Annotated in this window: 12 protein-coding genes; 5 read left to right on the plus strand and 7 right to left on the minus strand. The window is 56.2% G+C overall.

Going from position 1 to position 16,212, the window contains the following annotated elements:
• Window positions 1-2 precede the first annotated feature (2 nt).
• Complete coding sequence (locus ABIE61_RS00395; RefSeq protein ID WP_354405902.1) at window positions 3-842, plus strand: class II glutamine amidotransferase; 840 nt, start codon at window positions 3-5, stop codon at window positions 840-842.
• Between the two features lie 18 nt (window positions 843-860).
• On the opposite strand, the gene ABIE61_RS00400 is transcribed toward ABIE61_RS00395, so the two are convergent.
• Together ABIE61_RS00400 and ABIE61_RS00405 are read right to left on the minus strand one after the other, a co-directional pair.
• Window positions 861-2,843: a flavohemoglobin expression-modulating QEGLA motif protein gene (locus ABIE61_RS00400; protein ID WP_354405903.1), complete on the minus strand. Its 1,983-nt coding sequence runs from the start codon at window positions 2,841-2,843 to the stop codon at window positions 861-863.
• A complete protein-coding gene (locus ABIE61_RS00405; protein WP_091823711.1) occupies window positions 2,827-3,864 on the minus strand; it encodes a glutathione synthetase in 1,038 nt (345 codons plus the stop codon). The genes ABIE61_RS00400 and ABIE61_RS00405 overlap by 17 nt, the downstream gene beginning before the upstream one ends.
• A gap of 323 nt (window positions 3,865-4,187) precedes the next feature.
• On the opposite strand from ABIE61_RS00405, the gene ABIE61_RS00410 reads away from it, so the two are divergent.
• Window positions 4,188-5,093 carry an ATP-grasp domain-containing protein gene (locus ABIE61_RS00410; RefSeq protein ID WP_091823708.1) on the plus strand — a complete coding sequence of 302 codons (906 nt, stop codon included), beginning with the start codon at window positions 4,188-4,190 and terminating at the stop codon, window positions 5,091-5,093.
• Between the two features lie 4 nt (window positions 5,094-5,097).
• Here the strand turns inward: ABIE61_RS00410 and ptsP are convergent, their stop codons facing one another.
• Window positions 5,098-7,413, minus strand: coding sequence for a phosphoenolpyruvate--protein phosphotransferase (gene ptsP / locus ABIE61_RS00415; protein WP_354405904.1), 2,316 nt, complete (start codon window positions 7,411-7,413; stop codon window positions 5,098-5,100).
• 167 nt (window positions 7,414-7,580) lie between these two features.
• On the opposite strand from ptsP, the gene ABIE61_RS00420 reads away from it, so the two are divergent.
• Together ABIE61_RS00420 and ABIE61_RS00425 are read left to right on the plus strand one after the other, a co-directional pair.
• The gene (locus ABIE61_RS00420) at window positions 7,581-10,127 is read left to right on the plus strand and encodes an EAL domain-containing protein (protein WP_354405906.1); all 2,547 of its coding nucleotides are present in this window, start codon (window positions 7,581-7,583) and stop codon (window positions 10,125-10,127) included.
• A 34-nt stretch (window positions 10,128-10,161) separates the two neighbouring features.
• Window positions 10,162-10,368 carry a hypothetical protein gene (locus tag ABIE61_RS00425; protein ID WP_091823703.1) on the plus strand — a complete coding sequence of 69 codons (207 nt, stop codon included), beginning with the start codon at window positions 10,162-10,164 and terminating at the stop codon, window positions 10,366-10,368.
• Here the strand turns inward: ABIE61_RS00425 and ABIE61_RS00430 are convergent.
• Entirely contained in the window at window positions 10,365-10,937 is a 573-nt protein-coding gene (locus ABIE61_RS00430; protein ID WP_091823700.1) for a TIGR04211 family SH3 domain-containing protein, read from the minus strand. The genes ABIE61_RS00425 and ABIE61_RS00430 overlap by 4 nt on opposite strands.
• A 130-nt stretch (window positions 10,938-11,067) precedes the next feature.
• Here ABIE61_RS00430 and ABIE61_RS00435 point away from each other — a divergent pair, with 130 nt between their 5' ends.
• Window positions 11,068-11,877: a mechanosensitive ion channel family protein gene (locus tag ABIE61_RS00435; RefSeq protein ID WP_354405908.1), complete on the plus strand. Its 810-nt coding sequence runs from the start codon at window positions 11,068-11,070 to the stop codon at window positions 11,875-11,877.
• Window positions 11,878-11,905: 28 nt separating this feature from the next.
• Here the strand turns inward: ABIE61_RS00435 and ABIE61_RS00440 are convergent, their stop codons facing one another.
• The 3 genes from ABIE61_RS00440 to mqo all read right to left on the minus strand — a co-directional run bounded on the left by ABIE61_RS00440 (window position 11,906) and on the right by mqo (window position 16,008).
• Window positions 11,906-14,089 carry a sodium:solute symporter family transporter gene (locus ABIE61_RS00440; protein WP_354405910.1) on the minus strand — a complete coding sequence of 728 codons (2,184 nt, stop codon included), beginning with the start codon at window positions 14,087-14,089 and terminating at the stop codon, window positions 11,906-11,908.
• 24 nt (window positions 14,090-14,113) lie between these two features.
• Window positions 14,114-14,416, minus strand: coding sequence for a membrane protein insertion efficiency factor YidD (gene yidD / locus ABIE61_RS00445; protein WP_354405912.1), 303 nt, complete (start codon window positions 14,414-14,416; stop codon window positions 14,114-14,116).
• A 101-nt stretch (window positions 14,417-14,517) separates the two neighbouring features.
• On the minus strand, window positions 14,518-16,008 hold the full coding sequence (mqo, locus tag ABIE61_RS00450; protein WP_354405913.1) for a malate dehydrogenase (quinone): 1,491 nt from the start codon (window positions 16,006-16,008) through the stop codon (window positions 14,518-14,520).
• Window positions 16,009-16,212: the final 204 nt, after the last annotated feature.

Genomic DNA, 16,212 nt, shown 5'->3' on the forward strand with positions numbered 1-16,212 from the left:
TCATGTGTGAGCTGCTGGCGATCTCAACGGCTGAACCTGTGCATTTGTCACTTTCACTGGAACGCTTTGCTCGTCATGATGGGCTGGAGGGTCCTCATGGCGATGGCTGGGGTTTTGCCTGGTATGAGGGAGCAGATGTCCAGCTGATTCGTGAAGCGGCCGCTTGTGCTCACAGTGAGACGGCGCACTGGCTGCGGGAGCGTCATCGACCTTCAAGTCTGTTTGTCGGCCATATACGGCATGCCACTCAGGGCGAACTGGCACTGCGCAATACCCAGCCGTTTCAGCGAGAAGCCTCAGGACGCATGCACCTGTTTGCACATAATGGTGATCTCAACCAGTTCATACATAACCCCAAGCGTTTTCCCACTGGTGGTTACCGTCCCGTGGGTGAAACCGATTCCGAACGTGCCTTCTGTGTACTGATGAATCGCATCAGTGCCGTTTGGCAGGATGGGCGTCCCGATCCGGAAGTACGACTGGCGGTGGTGGCCGATTTTGCGGCCCGCATGCGCCAGCTCGGTACGGCCAACTTTCTCTACTCAGACGGAGAGCTATTGTTTGCCCACAGTGACCGCAGGCGTCAGGCTGATGGCACTGTTTCGGCGCCAGGACTGCATCTGCTGGAGTGTGACGAGAGTGGTAACGCCCATATAGACGGTATCGAGATTGAACCGCTGCGTAACAACCCCGGCGTAATGCTGGCAAGCGTGCCTTTGGATGGACGTAGCTGGCAGCCATTGCCTGAAGGAGAGGTGATGATGTTTCGTGATGGGGTGCTGCTGGATCAGTGCCCGCGCCTCTCTCTTTGGAGTGAGGCACGGGAACAGCTGGAATACTGAACGACCGGTTGTAGCAATTCAGCGGATACAGTTCACCAGGTAGGTGATCTCGGGACTGCAGTTTTGTGGGTTGACCAGACTGTCGGGCAGGTAGGTCGGAGGCTCTACAAGACCGCGAGCCAGCAGTTCGTTGATCAGTGGCAGGTAGCTGAAGCCGGTCTTGCCGATATACAGCCCCTTGATATCCCCCTCGCGCCACAGCTTCAACGCCTGGCTGAAACCGCTCAAGTAGAGATGATCCTTGGTGAAACCGCCTCCACGGTGTACCCGTGCAGTGATCTTGAATGCCTCTTCCTCTGGGCAGGCGTGATCTTCCACCAGCGTGCGCCAGGTGCGGCAGAAGTCGTTGTAGCGGATCATCTGGTCAACCGCGATGACCCTTAATGCCAGTGTCTTGAGACGCTTCAGCGTGAGGTGGCCACACAGGTACTCGCTCAGAATCGCCAGTCCTTCCTGCGCATGGGTATTCCCGGGCAGGCCCAGGGTAAACACCTTCAGCGGCTGAGCAGCAGCATTGAGCGACGTGCTCATGTGAACCCCCAGCTCATGATGTGCCAGCGCGTGCAGCTCAGCCTCGCTGGCACGGGCGCTGCGTTTCACCAGCAGTGCCTTGCGGCCGTTATTCACCATCGCCTGTGCCAGCAGTCGATCCGACAGCTCTACCTTGCACTCCAGCCCCCATTGCTGCGCTTTCTGTTCGAAGAACGGGATCATCTCTTCGGCACTGTAACGTACGCCATTATGCTCTTCAGGCCGTTCGGCGGCATGCAGCAGGAAACGGGCATTCGCCAGATCTTCAGAGGTAGGTTCACCGTAATAACGCAGTGAATTATACAGGAAGCGGTCACTGCCGATGCTGACCAGCAGGTCGATCCGCTCGGCCAGTGCATCGATCACCTCACGGTAGAGCTGGCGCAGGGCAGGGTCGCGGATGCGGTCAACCGGTAGGCGGTACAGCTTCTCGCGGTGTACATAAGGGTCAATGCGCAACTGACGATAGCGGAACTGCGGTTGATAGCGACCACGGTTGCGCATGAACAGCCGCTCTTCCCGGGCAATATTGATAGGGTTGATGTACAACAGAGTCTCCAACCCCTTGGCCAGCTTTTTAAGTGCGCGGTCGACGCGCAGCACTTCACCAGGTAGTTCGCTGGGCATCAGGTCATGGCCGCGAATCCGTTGGCCCGACCTTTGCCGGGCCAGAATGGCGGCGGCCTCGTACAGGCTGTGATGCAGCCCGGTGCAAAGTGCATCCACCACCAGTGGATACAGGGCGCCGCTGCTGTCGCGGAATACCGGGTCGATCTGTAAGGGGATGGTCAGGGTCTGTTCATGACGGGTGTTCACATGAGCACCCAGGTACTCTCCCTGATGTATCGGTTCACCGGTCGATACACTGACGCTCTGGTTGGGAAGGCTGATCTGGTCAAGCTGCTTGAGCAGACCATTGACCACCGTTTCACCTTCCGGCAAACGTACCTGACTGGCGATGACGTGAAAAATCCCGCTTTCGGTACCTGGCTCTCGTGGGTGGCTGTGAAGGTCGATCAGCAGGCAGTGGCCATGGTCCTCTTCCAGTGCATCCAACAGTGCATCCAGCAGATGGTAGAAGCGTTGGTGCTGACGATGAGCCCGCTGTTGCATCTGCTTGGTGGGAGGGCGCTGCCACAGGCTGCGGCCGTCGATGCGCCTGCGCAGGCATTGCGACAGCGGAAAATTCAGGTCGCAGCCCAGGCGAGATTCTTCAACAATCAGCGTGATCGGCAGCAGGGCGGCGAGCTGCTCCGTACCGGTCGTCTCGAAACGCTGCCGCTGCTCTTCGCTGATGGCCAGCCGCGAGGAAATTTCAGGCCGCAGGCTGGTGCCCGCATGTAAAACGGTGCATACCAGCGGCACATACTCATCAATGCGTATGGTCAGCCCGGCGTTGCGCAGCCGGGCGTGAACCGGCTGGCGTGCTTCGATCAGGCTGACAACCTGGGCTTCAGACAGCGTCTGCATCTTCGATCACCTTGCGGAAAGCGGTTTTGCGCTGTTCGACCATGTTGCGCGCCTCGACCACATTTTCGACAAAGTCGATCACCTGACGTTGCAGGCGTACCCGATTGAGCTTATTGATTCGAACGATGCCACCCGGTGCCATGACGTTCACTTCCAGCAACTTGCCGTTGATCACATCCAAACCGGTGAAATAGAGGCCGTCACGCACCAGTTTCGGGCCGAAGCTGCGGCACAGTTCCAGTTCCTGTTTTGTGAGGGTGTGTTTCACTACGCGACCGCCTGCGTGCACATTGGAGCGCATGTCGTTCTCGGCCGGGATGCGGCGCATTGCGCCAATAGGCTCGCCATTGAGCATCAGAATACGGACATCGCCGTTCTCGGCGCCTTCAATGTATTCCTGCAGGATGACATAGTTGCTGCTGCTGCCACTGCCGATGTAGAAGTCGAGCAGAGAGCGGAAGCTCTGACGCGCGCTTTTCTCGATGACGATCACTCCCTTGCCACCGAAGCCGTTCAGCGGCTTGAGGATCATGCGCTCGCCGGGTGACTCATCCAGTGCCTTTTCCAGGTAGTCCTTGTTCTTGGATACATGGGTCACCGGCAGATACTGTGCAGCGGGGCCGTTAAATGCCGCTGTATAGAGTTTGTTGTTGCCAATGCGCAGGCCATCCAGTCCATTCATGATAAACACTTCACCATGAACCGAATCCAGGAAGTTCAGCACGATGGTATCCAGCGGCGGGTTCAGACGCACGATGATGGCATCAAAGCCAGCCAGTGGCAGACGGCTGCGGCGGAATTCGGCGTGGCGGTAAAAGGATGGAATGTTGTCCGACACCTTGCTGCCCTTGCGCAATACGTTGCAAAACGCACTGCTGATGTTGTCGCGAATGGTCAGGTTGGCGGGTGAAGTGATCGCCACGGTATGACCACGGAGGGCCGCCTCATGCACCATGCGCAGTGTGGTGTCGGTGTCCGGTTTGATTTGTTCCCAGGGGTACATCAGAAAGCAGATTTTCATGTCTTTCTCCTGCAGACAGACGTACCGGGCAGCACATCTGCCGGAATCAGGAAGCTGTCAGTGTGTCAGATATAGGGGGTAAAAAGGGCTGCTGTACAGGTCTGGACAGCGTACGACAAGTGCGCGCATTGGACGCCATATCGCCGTTCGACACAACACTTTTTACCCGGTGAAACATGGATTTTTTTCATCTATTTATATGAGTATAGTGTGCTGCGTTCATGTTGTGGCAGGCGATGTAAAACTTTTTGGCCTAGACTCTGGTACAGCTCAATTGGCGGGCTTAATATCGCCGCTCACACCCTTCGGAGTAGCCCCGACAGATGCTTGGCTGGATTCTTTACAAATCGGACAGCACCCTGGTCAAACAGGAAACCTACGAACTTGAGCGACTGGTTGCACGTGCGCCTTCGCACGGCATCGATATCCGCGTGTATCAGCCCGAGGACTTCGACCTTACGGTCACCCGTGATGATCGCAACAGCGTGATGATCAACGGCGAGTCCACCCCGCTGCCAGATTTCTTTCTGCCTCGCATGGGGGCGGGCACCAATTACTTTGCGCTGGCGGTCATTCGTCACCTGGAGCGCCTTGGGGTACACAGTTTCAATTCGGCCGAAAGCATCGATACGGTCAAGGACAAACTTTACAGCCACCAAATTCTGGCTCAGAACGGGCTACCGGTACCCAAAACCATGCTGGTTAAGTTTCCGGTCAACCCGGAGCTGGTGAAGAAACAGATCGGGTTTCCGGTGGTGGTAAAAACGCTTTCCGGCTCTCAGGGCAGTGGCGTGTTCCTGTGCGAAACCCTGAACCATTTTGAAGACCTGATGCAGATGGTGGAGCTGACCAACCCCAAGGCCAACATCATTCTGCAGGAGTTCATCGCCGACAGTCGTGGCCGAGACCTGCGCGTGATTGTGATCGGGGGACGAGCTGTGGCCTGCATGGAGCGGGTGGCGGAAGAGGGCAGCTTCAAGGCCAACTTCTCACGCGGGGCCTCGGTGCGGCCCTATCCCATGACTCCCGAAATCGAATGGCTGGCGATCGAAACCGCCAGAGTACTGGGCCTGGAGATCGCCGGGGTGGATCTGCTGTTTGCCGGCGATCACTACAAGGTGTGTGAAGCCAACTCATCCCCAGGCTTTGAAGGTGTTGAGAGCTGCTGCGAGGTGGATGTGGTGAACGAGATCTACAACTTCCTCTGTATCCGCCTTGGTAACTTCTAATCTGTTATTGGTAGCCCGCTTCGGCGTTGTCAGGGTCGTTCAGATGCGGGCGTGGCTCACGTCCCCAGCCATACTGCTCAAGTACAGGCAGCAACAGTGCACGTACCTCGGCTTCGCTGTTGCAGGCTCTGGCCTGCTCCAGTACCGGCAGCAGCTCTTCCCGGTTGATCGAGCGGATAAGCAGTTTGATACGGGGAATGTTGTAGGCACTGAGGCTCAGGCAGTCATAGCCCACGGCAGTCAGTACCAGTACTGCTGCCGGGTCTGAAGCCATCTCGCCACAGATTGACACCGGCAGTGACAGGGCCTTGCATTGCTGCAGAATATATTCCAGGGCTACTAGTACCGCCGGGTGAAGATGGTCAAACAGCGCCGAGACGCGCGGGTTGTTACGGTCTACCGCCAGCAGATACTGTGTCAGGTCGTTGGAGCCGATCGAAACGTAATCGATGTAGGGGGCCAGCTTTGACAGCAGCAACATGGAGGAGGGCACTTCGATCATCATGCCGATCGGTGGCACTTTTACCTGATGTCCTTCGCGCAGCAGTGAATCGACCGCCTTCTCCACATACTGGCGGAACGCCTGCATCTCGTCCACCCGTCCAACCATCGGCACCAACAGCCTCAGATTGTCGGTGTCGACATTGGCCCTCAGCATGGCACGCACCTGACTGATCAACAGTTGGGCATTGTCCAGCGTAAAGCGGATGCCACGCCAGCCTAAATAGGGGTTACTCTCGCTGATGTCGAAATAGGGCAGCTGCTTGTCGCCACCGATATCCAGCGTACGCATTGTAACGGGCCTAGGCGCATAGGCCTTCAGCACCTTCTGGTACAGGGTGAACTGCTCCTGCTCGGTAGGAAAGCTGTCATGAATCATGAACGGAATTTCCGACCGGTACAGACCAACCCCTTCGGCGCCGCGCTGAAGGCCGGGAGTGGCATCTGCCAGCAGACCGGTGTTCGTCAGCAGAGTTACGCGGAAACCATCCTGGGTTACGGCGGGCTCATCGCGCAGCTTCTCGAGCCCTTCCATAAAACGCTTTTCTTCCGCGATCATCCGCTTGTATTCAGCCAACAGCGGTGGTGGCGGGTTGAGTACGGCTTCTGCCCGGTTGCCATCAACAATCACGCGAGCGCCACGGTGGTGCTCCGGTTCAAGTTGCTCCAGCCCCATCACTGCAGGAATCCCCAGCGCATTGGCGACAATGGCGGTATGGGACAGGGTAGACCCTTGAGTGCACAGAATGCCGCGAATCTGTTGCAGCGGAAAGTCAGCCAGGTCGGCGATACTGACCAGCTCGCCGGCCAGGACCAGCTCTTCATCCGGGGTTTCGATGACGGGGCGTTCGCGCGATAAAAGCTGGTTCAGTACCCGCTGGCCGATGTTGGCGATATCCTCACCACGGGCGCGCAGGTAGGGGTCTTCCGACTGGTGAAACTGATCGGCCATTTGCTCGATTGTCTGACGCAATGCCCAGGCGGCACTGTCGCCGGCCTCAATCAGTGCCAGTGTCTGCTGGGTCAGCTCGGGACTATGCAGCATCATTTGATAGACGCTGAACAGCGCGTGTACATCGCTGGGCAGGTGGCTGCCAAGATGGCCTGAGCCGGACTCGAGCTCGTCACTGACCATGGCGATGGCTGCCAGCAACTCATCGCGCTCCTGAACCGGATCACTGTTGATCCCGGGCTGAACCTGATCGAGCGACATGTGTGGTTTTACGAGCCAGAGTCTTCCGAGGCCGAGCCCTGGGGCTCCCTTGAGACCGACATGGCGACGGTACACGCCGCGATTGCTGCGCGGGCGTTGCTTGTACCAGTCACCCCGGCTTTGCAAGGCATGCAAGCTGCCGGCCAGCTGGGAAGCGACTGTAATCAGGAAGGCCTCAACCTCTTGGGAAAAAGGTTCGCGTTCGCGCCCCTGTACCACCAGTACACCCACCAGGCGGCGCAGATGGATCAGCGGCACGCCAAGAAAGCGGTGGTAGGGCATTTCGTGGGTTTCGGGAATGAACACGAAGCGATCATCCGCCGGCGCATCGCCAAGATTGAGTGTGCTCAGTGAGGCGGCTATATGCCCTACCAGTCCCTCGTCAAGCTTCAGTCGGGCCTTGCCAACAGCTTCTCTGGATAGACCTTCGGTCGCGGCCAGGATCAGATGCTCCTGATCCGGTGTGCACAGGTAAAGGCTGCATACATCAACGTGCATCAGCTGACACAGGCGTTGGACGATGGTACTCATCATAGCTTCAGGATCGCCGGTACGCGCAATCTGTTCAACAATAGCGGTCAGGGCGCTCAGAGAGGGTTGTTGCATGGTCGCAGTTCCGAAAAAGGTTCCGACAATGAATCCGGCAATCGGCAGGTAATGCATTGATGCTGTCACAGCTGTGACAGCAGAGCAATGCTTTGATGCGAATCAAAACCCTGTCACTGATAGACTACAATTAGCGCAAATAGTGAAGTGTGGTAATCTTGCAGGTCATGAATACACATCTCCGACATCTGCCGGCAATGAAGGTTGCAGCAATCTGCCAGGCTGAAATTATCAGCATCGAACTCGGTGCACCCCTGTCGCAGGCGGTGACCCTGATGGCGCAGCACCATATTGGCTCGGTGTTGGTGGAAGATGGTGCCCGTCCGGTGGGACTCTTGACCCGCAGCAGAGCGATGCAGCTGGTGTTGCAGCAGGGCTCCAGCAATACCCTGATTGAAGCCAGTATGCTGGCACCGGTACTGCAGGTGGATGCCAATCTGAGCGTGGATGAGTTGGGGCTTGAGTTTATCAGTCAAAGTGCAGCCCATGCAGTTGTTGTCGGGATGGCCGGTCAATGGGTTGGTATTGTCAGCCAGAGTGATGTCGTTAACAGCCAAGGGCTGGAGCACGACCTTTTTCTCAAATCGTTGGAAGAAATTACCAATTTCAATGTGCTCAGACTGTCCCCGGACTGCAGCTTGAGGCGGGCAATCGAACGCCTGCGCAGCGTGAATTATACCGCCATGCTGGTAGGTGATGACGCTCAAGGCTGGCAGATCATGACTGAAACCGATGTCATTCGTCTGCTGGCCGAAGCGGTCGACCTGGATCAGCCGCTGGCGGGTCTGGCACTGCCAAGATTGATATCGGTTGATAGCCGCCTGAGCCTTTATAACGTGCGGCGCTATTTTCGTGAACATAACTGCCGTCATATCGGCGTTAAGGATCACAACGAGACAGTGATTGGCCTGGCCTCCTATGGCGATATACTGCGCAGTGTCGAGCTGGATTACATATACCGGCTGCGAGAACTGCTGCATGACAAGAGCCGTGCCCTGCAACAGTCTCAGCATAACCTGCGCCTGATTGAGCGGGTGATCAATGAATCCCGCGAGGGGATTGTGATCACCGATGGCAATGGCAACATTCAGAGTGTCAACCCGGCGTTTACCGCCATCACCGGATACGAAGCCTGGGAAGCGCTGGGGCGTAACCCCAGCATGCTCAGTTCGGGGCGTCATGATCGTCAATTCTACCGCCAGCTTTGGCAGACTCTGGAGCAAGAAGGGCGCTGGCAAGGAGAGATCTGGAACCGGCGCAAGGATGGAGGTATTTATCCTGAATGGCTCAGCATTACCGCCATCGAGAATGACGACGGCCAGATCACACAGTATGCCGCCATATTTCATGACTTGACCGAAGCCAAGCGCTCGGAAGCACGCATGCAGCAGCTGTCCTGGTTTGACAGTGTGACAGGGCTGGCCAACCGTCGGCTTTTTCATGACCGGCTGCAGATGGCGCTGGGTTTTGCCCGCGAGCAGCAGAGATCGTTGGCGCTTTTGGCGCTGGATCTGGATATGTTCAAGCAGATCAATGATCGCTTTGGCCACAGCGGTGGCGACCAGGTACTGAAGCAGATTGCCGAGAGGATCGAGTCTGCACTGCAGGAGTGCGGCACCGCGGCGAGGCCGTCAGGGGACGAGTTTTATATTCTGTTGACAGAGCTCGAGGATGAGACCTGCATCACGGCCTGTCTTGACCGGATAAGCAGGGCATTGTCACTGCCAATCCTGATCGAGAATCGCGAGATACGTGTTCTTGGTAGCATTGGGGTGGCGGTTTTTCCGACTGATGCCAATGAGCCGGGAGAACTGGTGCGAGCTGCGGAGGTGGCGCTGGAGCATTCCAAGGAGCGGGGCCGCAACAATATCTGCTTCTTCTCGCCTGTTCTGCACGAACAGACGTTGAGTCGTTATCGTATTAACAGTTTCTTGCATCAGGCCCTGGAGCGTGAAGAGTTCACCTTGGTGTATCAACCACAGGTCTGCCTTCGCAGTGGCGCTTTGTTGGGTGTCGAAGCCCTGATTCGCTGGGACAGTCCTGAGCTGGGACGTGTAACGCCGGATGATTTTATCCCGGTGGCCGAAGATACCGGACTGATTGAGTCAATTGGCGCCTGGGTCCTGGATCAGTCTGTACAGGATGCAGCTGACTGGTTGACTAAGGGCCTGACACTGAAAATGTCGGTCAATTTCTCTGCTCGTCAGTTTCAGCGTACTGAAGTGGCGGATCAGGTCCTCAAGGCACTGCATACCTACCAGTTACCGGCTGATCAGTTTGTGGTGGAACTGACTGAAACCAGTTTTCTGCACAGTGCCGAGCGCACCGAGCATGAGATCTGCCGTTTGCGCAATCAGGGGGTGCGTATCGCCATTGATGATTTTGGCACCGGTTACTCCAGCCTTAGTTATATCCGCCAGATGTCACTCGATATGCTCAAGATTGATCGCAGTTTCGTCAGTGGAGTACAGGCAGGCAGTACTGACGCGCGGCTGGTGCAGGCTATGATCGATATGAGTCACGCGATGGAGCTGACGGTTGTGGCGGAAGGTATCGAAAACGAGCAGGATCTGCGGGTGCTGCATGAGCTTGGCTGTGATCAGGCGCAGGGGTACCATATTGCTCGGCCGATGCGGGCGGAGGAGTTGGTGAAGTGGGCTGAACACTATCAGGCCAATGCTATCCTGTCGCCGGATGATTCGGCTCAGTTATGAGACGATGGCCTGAGACTTCAGCGGGAGTGAATGCGTGAAAAGCTATATTTTTGCCACCGACAACGAGCGCGGCGGCGTAATACTCTGTGATATTGATACGCTGGAAGAGGCGGTCGAATACCTGCAGCAGCGCTTTGAAGGGGTGATCAGGGTAGAGCAGGGGCGCCATTATTGGGCGAGAGGCGAAGGGTTTGCCGAGCTGGAACCCCTGCCTCCGTCTCTGGGACGTGTCAGCGCCTAGAACCAGTCGTCGCGGCGTTTGCGCTTGCGCGGCATATAGGGCATCACCAGCCCCAGAATGACGCCACCAAAGGCGATCAGACCTCCATAGGTCAGCCAGCGCATCAGGTTGCTCTGATCCATGTTTGCAATCTGAGACTGCAGGTCCCTAATCTCGGTGTTGAGTGTCCTGATCTGATCATCATAGGTCCCATTCTCGCTTTTCAGCTGGCTGAGGCTGGTGTTGAGCTGCTCGATGGTCTTTGCCTGCTGACTGATGGTGGCCTTGCTTTGCTCCAGAGACTGCTCCAGTTTTGGCAGTTCGATCAGCTTGCTGTCCCCCGTCGCTACAAACTGATCGGGCATCCAGCCAGTACGACCACTCTCTGTTTGAATCTGAACGTAACCGGTACCGTTGTTGCGCCCCAGGATTTCAACGGGCTCGCCACTGTTAACACGGCCGGTAATACGGTACTCATTGCTTGGGCCGCCGTGGAAAAAAACGTACACATCGTCGGCAATATGTCCTTTCTCAGCCAGAACCGGTAACGAGAAGCTGAGCAGGGCGGTGAACAGGGCTGTTTTTCTCATCGTTTTCCCATCTGCGTAATCAACAAAAACATGATTTTACACTACAAACACTTTATCGTTTAGGAGCTGTCCCGTACATGAACGGCAGCAAAACATGATTAATGTGCCTGAATTTTCAAGGGGAGCACAAATGGAAGCCTTTTCTCAGGAATATATTTTACCTTGGGCGGTCAATATCGCTTTGGCAATCGCGATCTTTTTTGTGGGTCGTCTGGTTGTGAAACTGTTGATGAATGTGGTTGGGCGACTGCTGCGCAAGAGCAAAATGGATGTAATGCTGATCAACTTCATCAGTTCCATCGCGCATGCTCTGCTGCTGCTGTTCGTCATCATTGCTGCATTGGGTCAGCTGGGTGTTGATACTACCTCTCTGATCGCCTTGATCGGTGCGGCTGGTCTGGCCATTGGTTTGTCACTGCAGGATTCGCTGAAGAACTTTGCCGCAGGCGTAATGTTGATTGTGTTTCGTCCGTTCAAGGCTGGTGATTTCGTTGAAGCCGGTGGCGTGACCGGTATTGTGGAGCACATCACAATTTTCAACTCTGTTTTTCGTACCGGCGACAACCGCGAAGTCATTATCCCCAATGGCAAGATCTATGCTGACAACATTACCAACTACTCCACACGGGAGACACGTCGCGTGGATATGGTATTCGGCATTGGCTACGGCGATGACCTGTTGAAAGCCAAGCAAATTTTGGTTGATATTCTTGCTCAGGATGAGCGCGTACTTAAAGAGCCTGAGCCGGTCGTCAATGTGGCGGCGTTGGCCGACAGCAGTGTTAACTTCAACGTGCGTCCCTGGGTCAAAAATGCCGACTACTGGCCGGTGCTGTGGGATACCACAGAAAAGGTAAAGTTGGAGTTTGACCGTCAGGGAATCAGCATTCCCTTCCCGCAGATGGATGTCCATTTCCACCGCGAAGAGCAGGCCGACTGAGCCGGCCTGCAGTTTTCGGTTGCTGCGCTTACCCCTCCTGCTTGGGTTCCTGCAGCAGCTGCTGACGCAGCGTCTCGTTTTCATGACGCAGGCGCTGCGCTTCCACTCGATAGTCGAATATTTCCTGGTAACGCTGTTCCAAGCGCGTTTCAAGCTGCTCAACCTGATTCTTCTGCTGGTCCACCTTCAGCTGCAACCGTTCCAGTTGGTTCTGCAGATCATCCAATGCTTCGAAACTGTGATTTTGTGGCTCGTGCGCCTTGTCCGGGTGAAAGCGATAGGACCCCTGCAGCTCATTTACAATATGGCTGTAAATGGCGGTCAGGTCCGAGCGTTCCCGGTCGGTATAGCGAATACTTTCCTCAATGGCAGTATGCGCGCTGGCAGCACCAATTGAACCTGCCAGTACCTGCTCCAGCATGCGGTGGAACTCCATCAGCTCCACAACCGAAATGTGACTCTTGTCGTAAACCTGCAGGTCTTCGGCGATGCGATTTACGCTGTGCTGCGCCTTCTCTTCACCCAAGTAGCGCTTGAGCAACTGTTCCGCTTCCACCAGTTTGGGGGCTAATTCGATATACGCATTGAGTCCGGTAGGGCGTGTTTTTTCCTGAGTGCGCAGTGCTCGTGTTGTATACAGGAATTCGGTAGTCAGGGTGCGTTCGTGCTTTTGTGGGTGGTAGAACCAGGACCCCAGCAGATAAAACATAATGTTGGCCAACAGAGACCAGAATACGGCATGAGGGACCTGGGGCAGGTCCAGGCCAAACAGCATTTCTGGTCGCAACCACTCAATCCCGAAAGGCCCGTTATTGAGAAGGCTGGCTGACACCCAGCCTTCCTCCACCCAGGCTGGGATGATCAATGTCCATCCCCAGAGGGCAAAACCGACCAGCATGCCAAGAAAAGCCCCCATGCTGTTGCCGCGAGACCAGAACAGGCCTATGAGGGTTGCCGGTGCCAGCTGCAGTGCAGCTACAAATGAGATCAGGCCTACCGCCACCAGCATGTGCGTATCGCTGAGTAGCCGTGCCAGACCAAAGCTGCCAAACAGAATCAGTGCCACGAGTACCCAGCGGACCTGCAGTAGCCAGGTACGCATCCAGCGCAGATTATCAAACTTCTCGCAGACCGGCAGTAGCAGGTGGTTGGAGACCATGGTTGAGAGTGTCATGGTTGTGATAATGACCATGCCGCTGGCGGCTGAAAAGCCGCCAACAAAGGCAAGTAATGCCAGAAGCGGTTGGCCCAATGCCTGTGGAACCATCAGCATGAAATAGTCGGCGCGGGCTTCGGGCAGGCCCAGAATCATGCCGGCTGCGGCGACCGGAATCACGAAGGCCGTGATCAGAACCGTATACAGCGGAAACATCCAGCGTGCACGGCCCAGGTGACGGGGTGACACATTCTCCACCACGGATACATGGAACTGACGTGGCAGCAGCTGCACACCAACGAAGCTGAGTACGATCAGCGTTAACCACTGGATACCCGCATCTTCGCCCCCCAATCCGAGCAGGTGTTGATAGCCGTTGGTCTGGATCTGTTGATACATATCCACCGGACCATCAAAAAAGTACCAGGTAATGAAGCCGCCCAGTACCAAAAAAGCCACCAGCTTGACTACGCATTCGGCCACCAACGCAAGAATCATCCCCTGGTGCCGTTCGGTAGGGTCCAGTCGGCGTACCCCGAACAGAATGGTAAACACCACCATCATCAGGGTAATCAGCAACCCAGAAGAACTCCAGTGGATACCATCGGCTTCTTCAATGGTGATCAGGCGAAAAGAACGCACCACCGCTTCAAGCTGCAGGCTGATGTAGGGCAGCAGGCCGAGAAAGGCGATCAAGGTTACCAGCGCCGCGATCCGTTGCGAGCGTCGGTAACGGGTCGAAATCAGGTCGGCAATGCTGGTGATGCGGAATGTCTCCTTGACCGCAATCATGCGCCTCAGGGTCATCTGCCAGAAGAAAATGGACAGTAAAGCGCCAACATAAATACCCAGATACAACAGGCCGGACTGAGTGGCAAAGCCAATACTGCCGTAGAAGGTCCAGGTGGTGAAGTAGACTCCCATAGACAGGGCATACAGGGTAGCCGAGTTAAACGGCTGGCCGCGTCGTGTGCGCTGCTCACCCCACTGAGCCAGACCAAACAGGAACGCGATGTAGACAACAACAACCAGAATGACACTCAGTGGAGAAAACATCTTTGCTCCTGCAGCCGGTGGCGGTCAGTGATTCTTTTCAGTGTAGTCAGGCTGTGACAATTCGGAACGCTCGTCGCGGTCGGCACAGCCACAGCGCGGAGGTACGGGATCAATTCCGCCATCACTGTAGGGATGGCAGCGCAGGATGCGTCGAGCACCGAGCCATAGCCCTTTGAACACGCCATGTACTTCGATCGCTTCGATCATGTAGCTGGAACAGCTGGGATAGAAACGGCAGTTGTTGCCGAGAAAGGGGCTGAGCAGCAGCTGGTAGCCACGCACCAGCAGAATAAGGAGTTTTTTAAGCCATTGGGTCAGTCGATGCATGGGAACCTCGAAACCATCTGTTGCAGATGATAGCCCGTGCAGCAGGCAACAGCCAGTGAAGAGAACTGTGAGGGGCCTGTAAGAGGCCCCTCGGCAAGTGATCAAGACTGACGATCCAGCTCCAGTACCGACAGCGTGCGCTTGCGCACCTGAAGCAGCAGTTCTGTGTTTTCAGTCAGATTCTGGCCGTAGGAAGGCACCAGTTCGGTGATCTTCTGTTTCCAGCTCTCTTCCTTCATGCGCTCTGCAAAGCAGCGCTCGACGATGCTTAACATCGCGCTGACAGCGGTGGAAGCGCCCGGAGATGCGCCCAGCAGTGCCGCCAGTGAGCCGTCAGCAGAGGTTATCACTTCGGTACCGAACTCCAGCTTGCCCGCGCGCTCGGTACCGGGCTTGATGATCTGCACACGCTGACCGGCATAGGACAGTTCCCAGTCTTCCTCTTTGGCATCCGGGAAGAAGTTGCGCAGAGACTCAACCCGCGAACGGTGTGACTGGCGCACTTCACTGATCAGGTAGCGGGTCAGGTCCATGTTGTGCATTGCCACCGACATCATCGGTGCCAGGTTGCTTGGGCGAATGCTCAGTGGCAGGTCCAGAAACGAGCCCTGCTTGAGGAACTTGGTGGTAAAGCCGGCGAAGGGCCCAAACAGCAGCGCCTTCTTGCCATCGATCACACGGGTATCCAGGTGTGGAACCGACATGGGCGGAGCGCCGATCGGTGCCATGCCGTACACCTTGGCCTGATGCTGTTCAATGATTTCGGGGCGCTTGCAGACCAGCCACATGCCGCTGACCGGGAAACCGCCATACCCCCGACCTTCTTCGATTGCAGATTTCTGCAGCAGTGGCAGTGCGCCGCCGCCGGCACCGAGAAACACGAAACGGCTGCGAACGGTTTCAGAGCTGCCGTTGCTGTTGTTTTTCAGCACCACGTCCCAGCTGCCATCACTGTTCTTGTTCAGGTCCTTGACGTTGCGGCCAAGCAGCAGATCGAAGCCATCCTGTTGTTCAAGGTTGCTGACCAGGTTGCGTGCCAGGGCACCGAAGTTGACGTCAGAGCCATAGCGAACCCGGGTGCCGGCAACCTTGTCGGACGGGTCGCGGTTCTGCATTACCAGCGGCATCCACTCGCGCAACACGGCGTGGTCTTCGCTGTACTCCATGTCTTTGAAGCAGGGGTGCTGGCTCAGCGCGGCGTAGCGCTTGCGCAGAAACTCAACGTTTTTTTCGCCCCAGACGAAGCTCTGATGCGGAGCCGGGTTGATGAACTCACGGGGTGAAGGCAGGTTACCCTGCTCGACCAGATAGGACCAGAACTGCAGGCTGACCTCAAAGGAGGTGTTGATTGCGAACGCCTTGGTGGTATTGATGCTGCCATCAGGCTGCTCGGGCGTGTAGTTCAACTCACAATAGGCCGCATGGCCAGTACCGGCGTTGTTCCAGGCGTCGGTACTCTCGCGCGCAACATGGTCAAGACGCTCGACCATACAGATCTTCAGGGCCGGGTCCAGCTGTTTGAGTATCATCCCGAGGGTGGTACTCATGGCACCGGCACCGACAAGCAGCACATCTACAGTTTTAGTGGTCATATGAGTTCGCCATTTGATCGTAAACAATGGGATTCAGAAACCGGGGGGAAGGCTTTTGGCACACCTGATCGGACCCGTGCCGTTGGGCACAAAACCGGTCAGGACCTCCGGGTCTCACTGCAGCGGTCACCGGCTGATGCTCGGTCCCGCGCGCAGATTGCATGATTATTTACGCTGAATACGTTGGTGCGGTGCATTATATGC

Source organism: Marinobacterium sp. MBR-111 (assembly GCF_040547585.1).
GTDB lineage: Bacteria > Pseudomonadota > Gammaproteobacteria > Pseudomonadales > Balneatricaceae > Marinobacterium > Marinobacterium iners.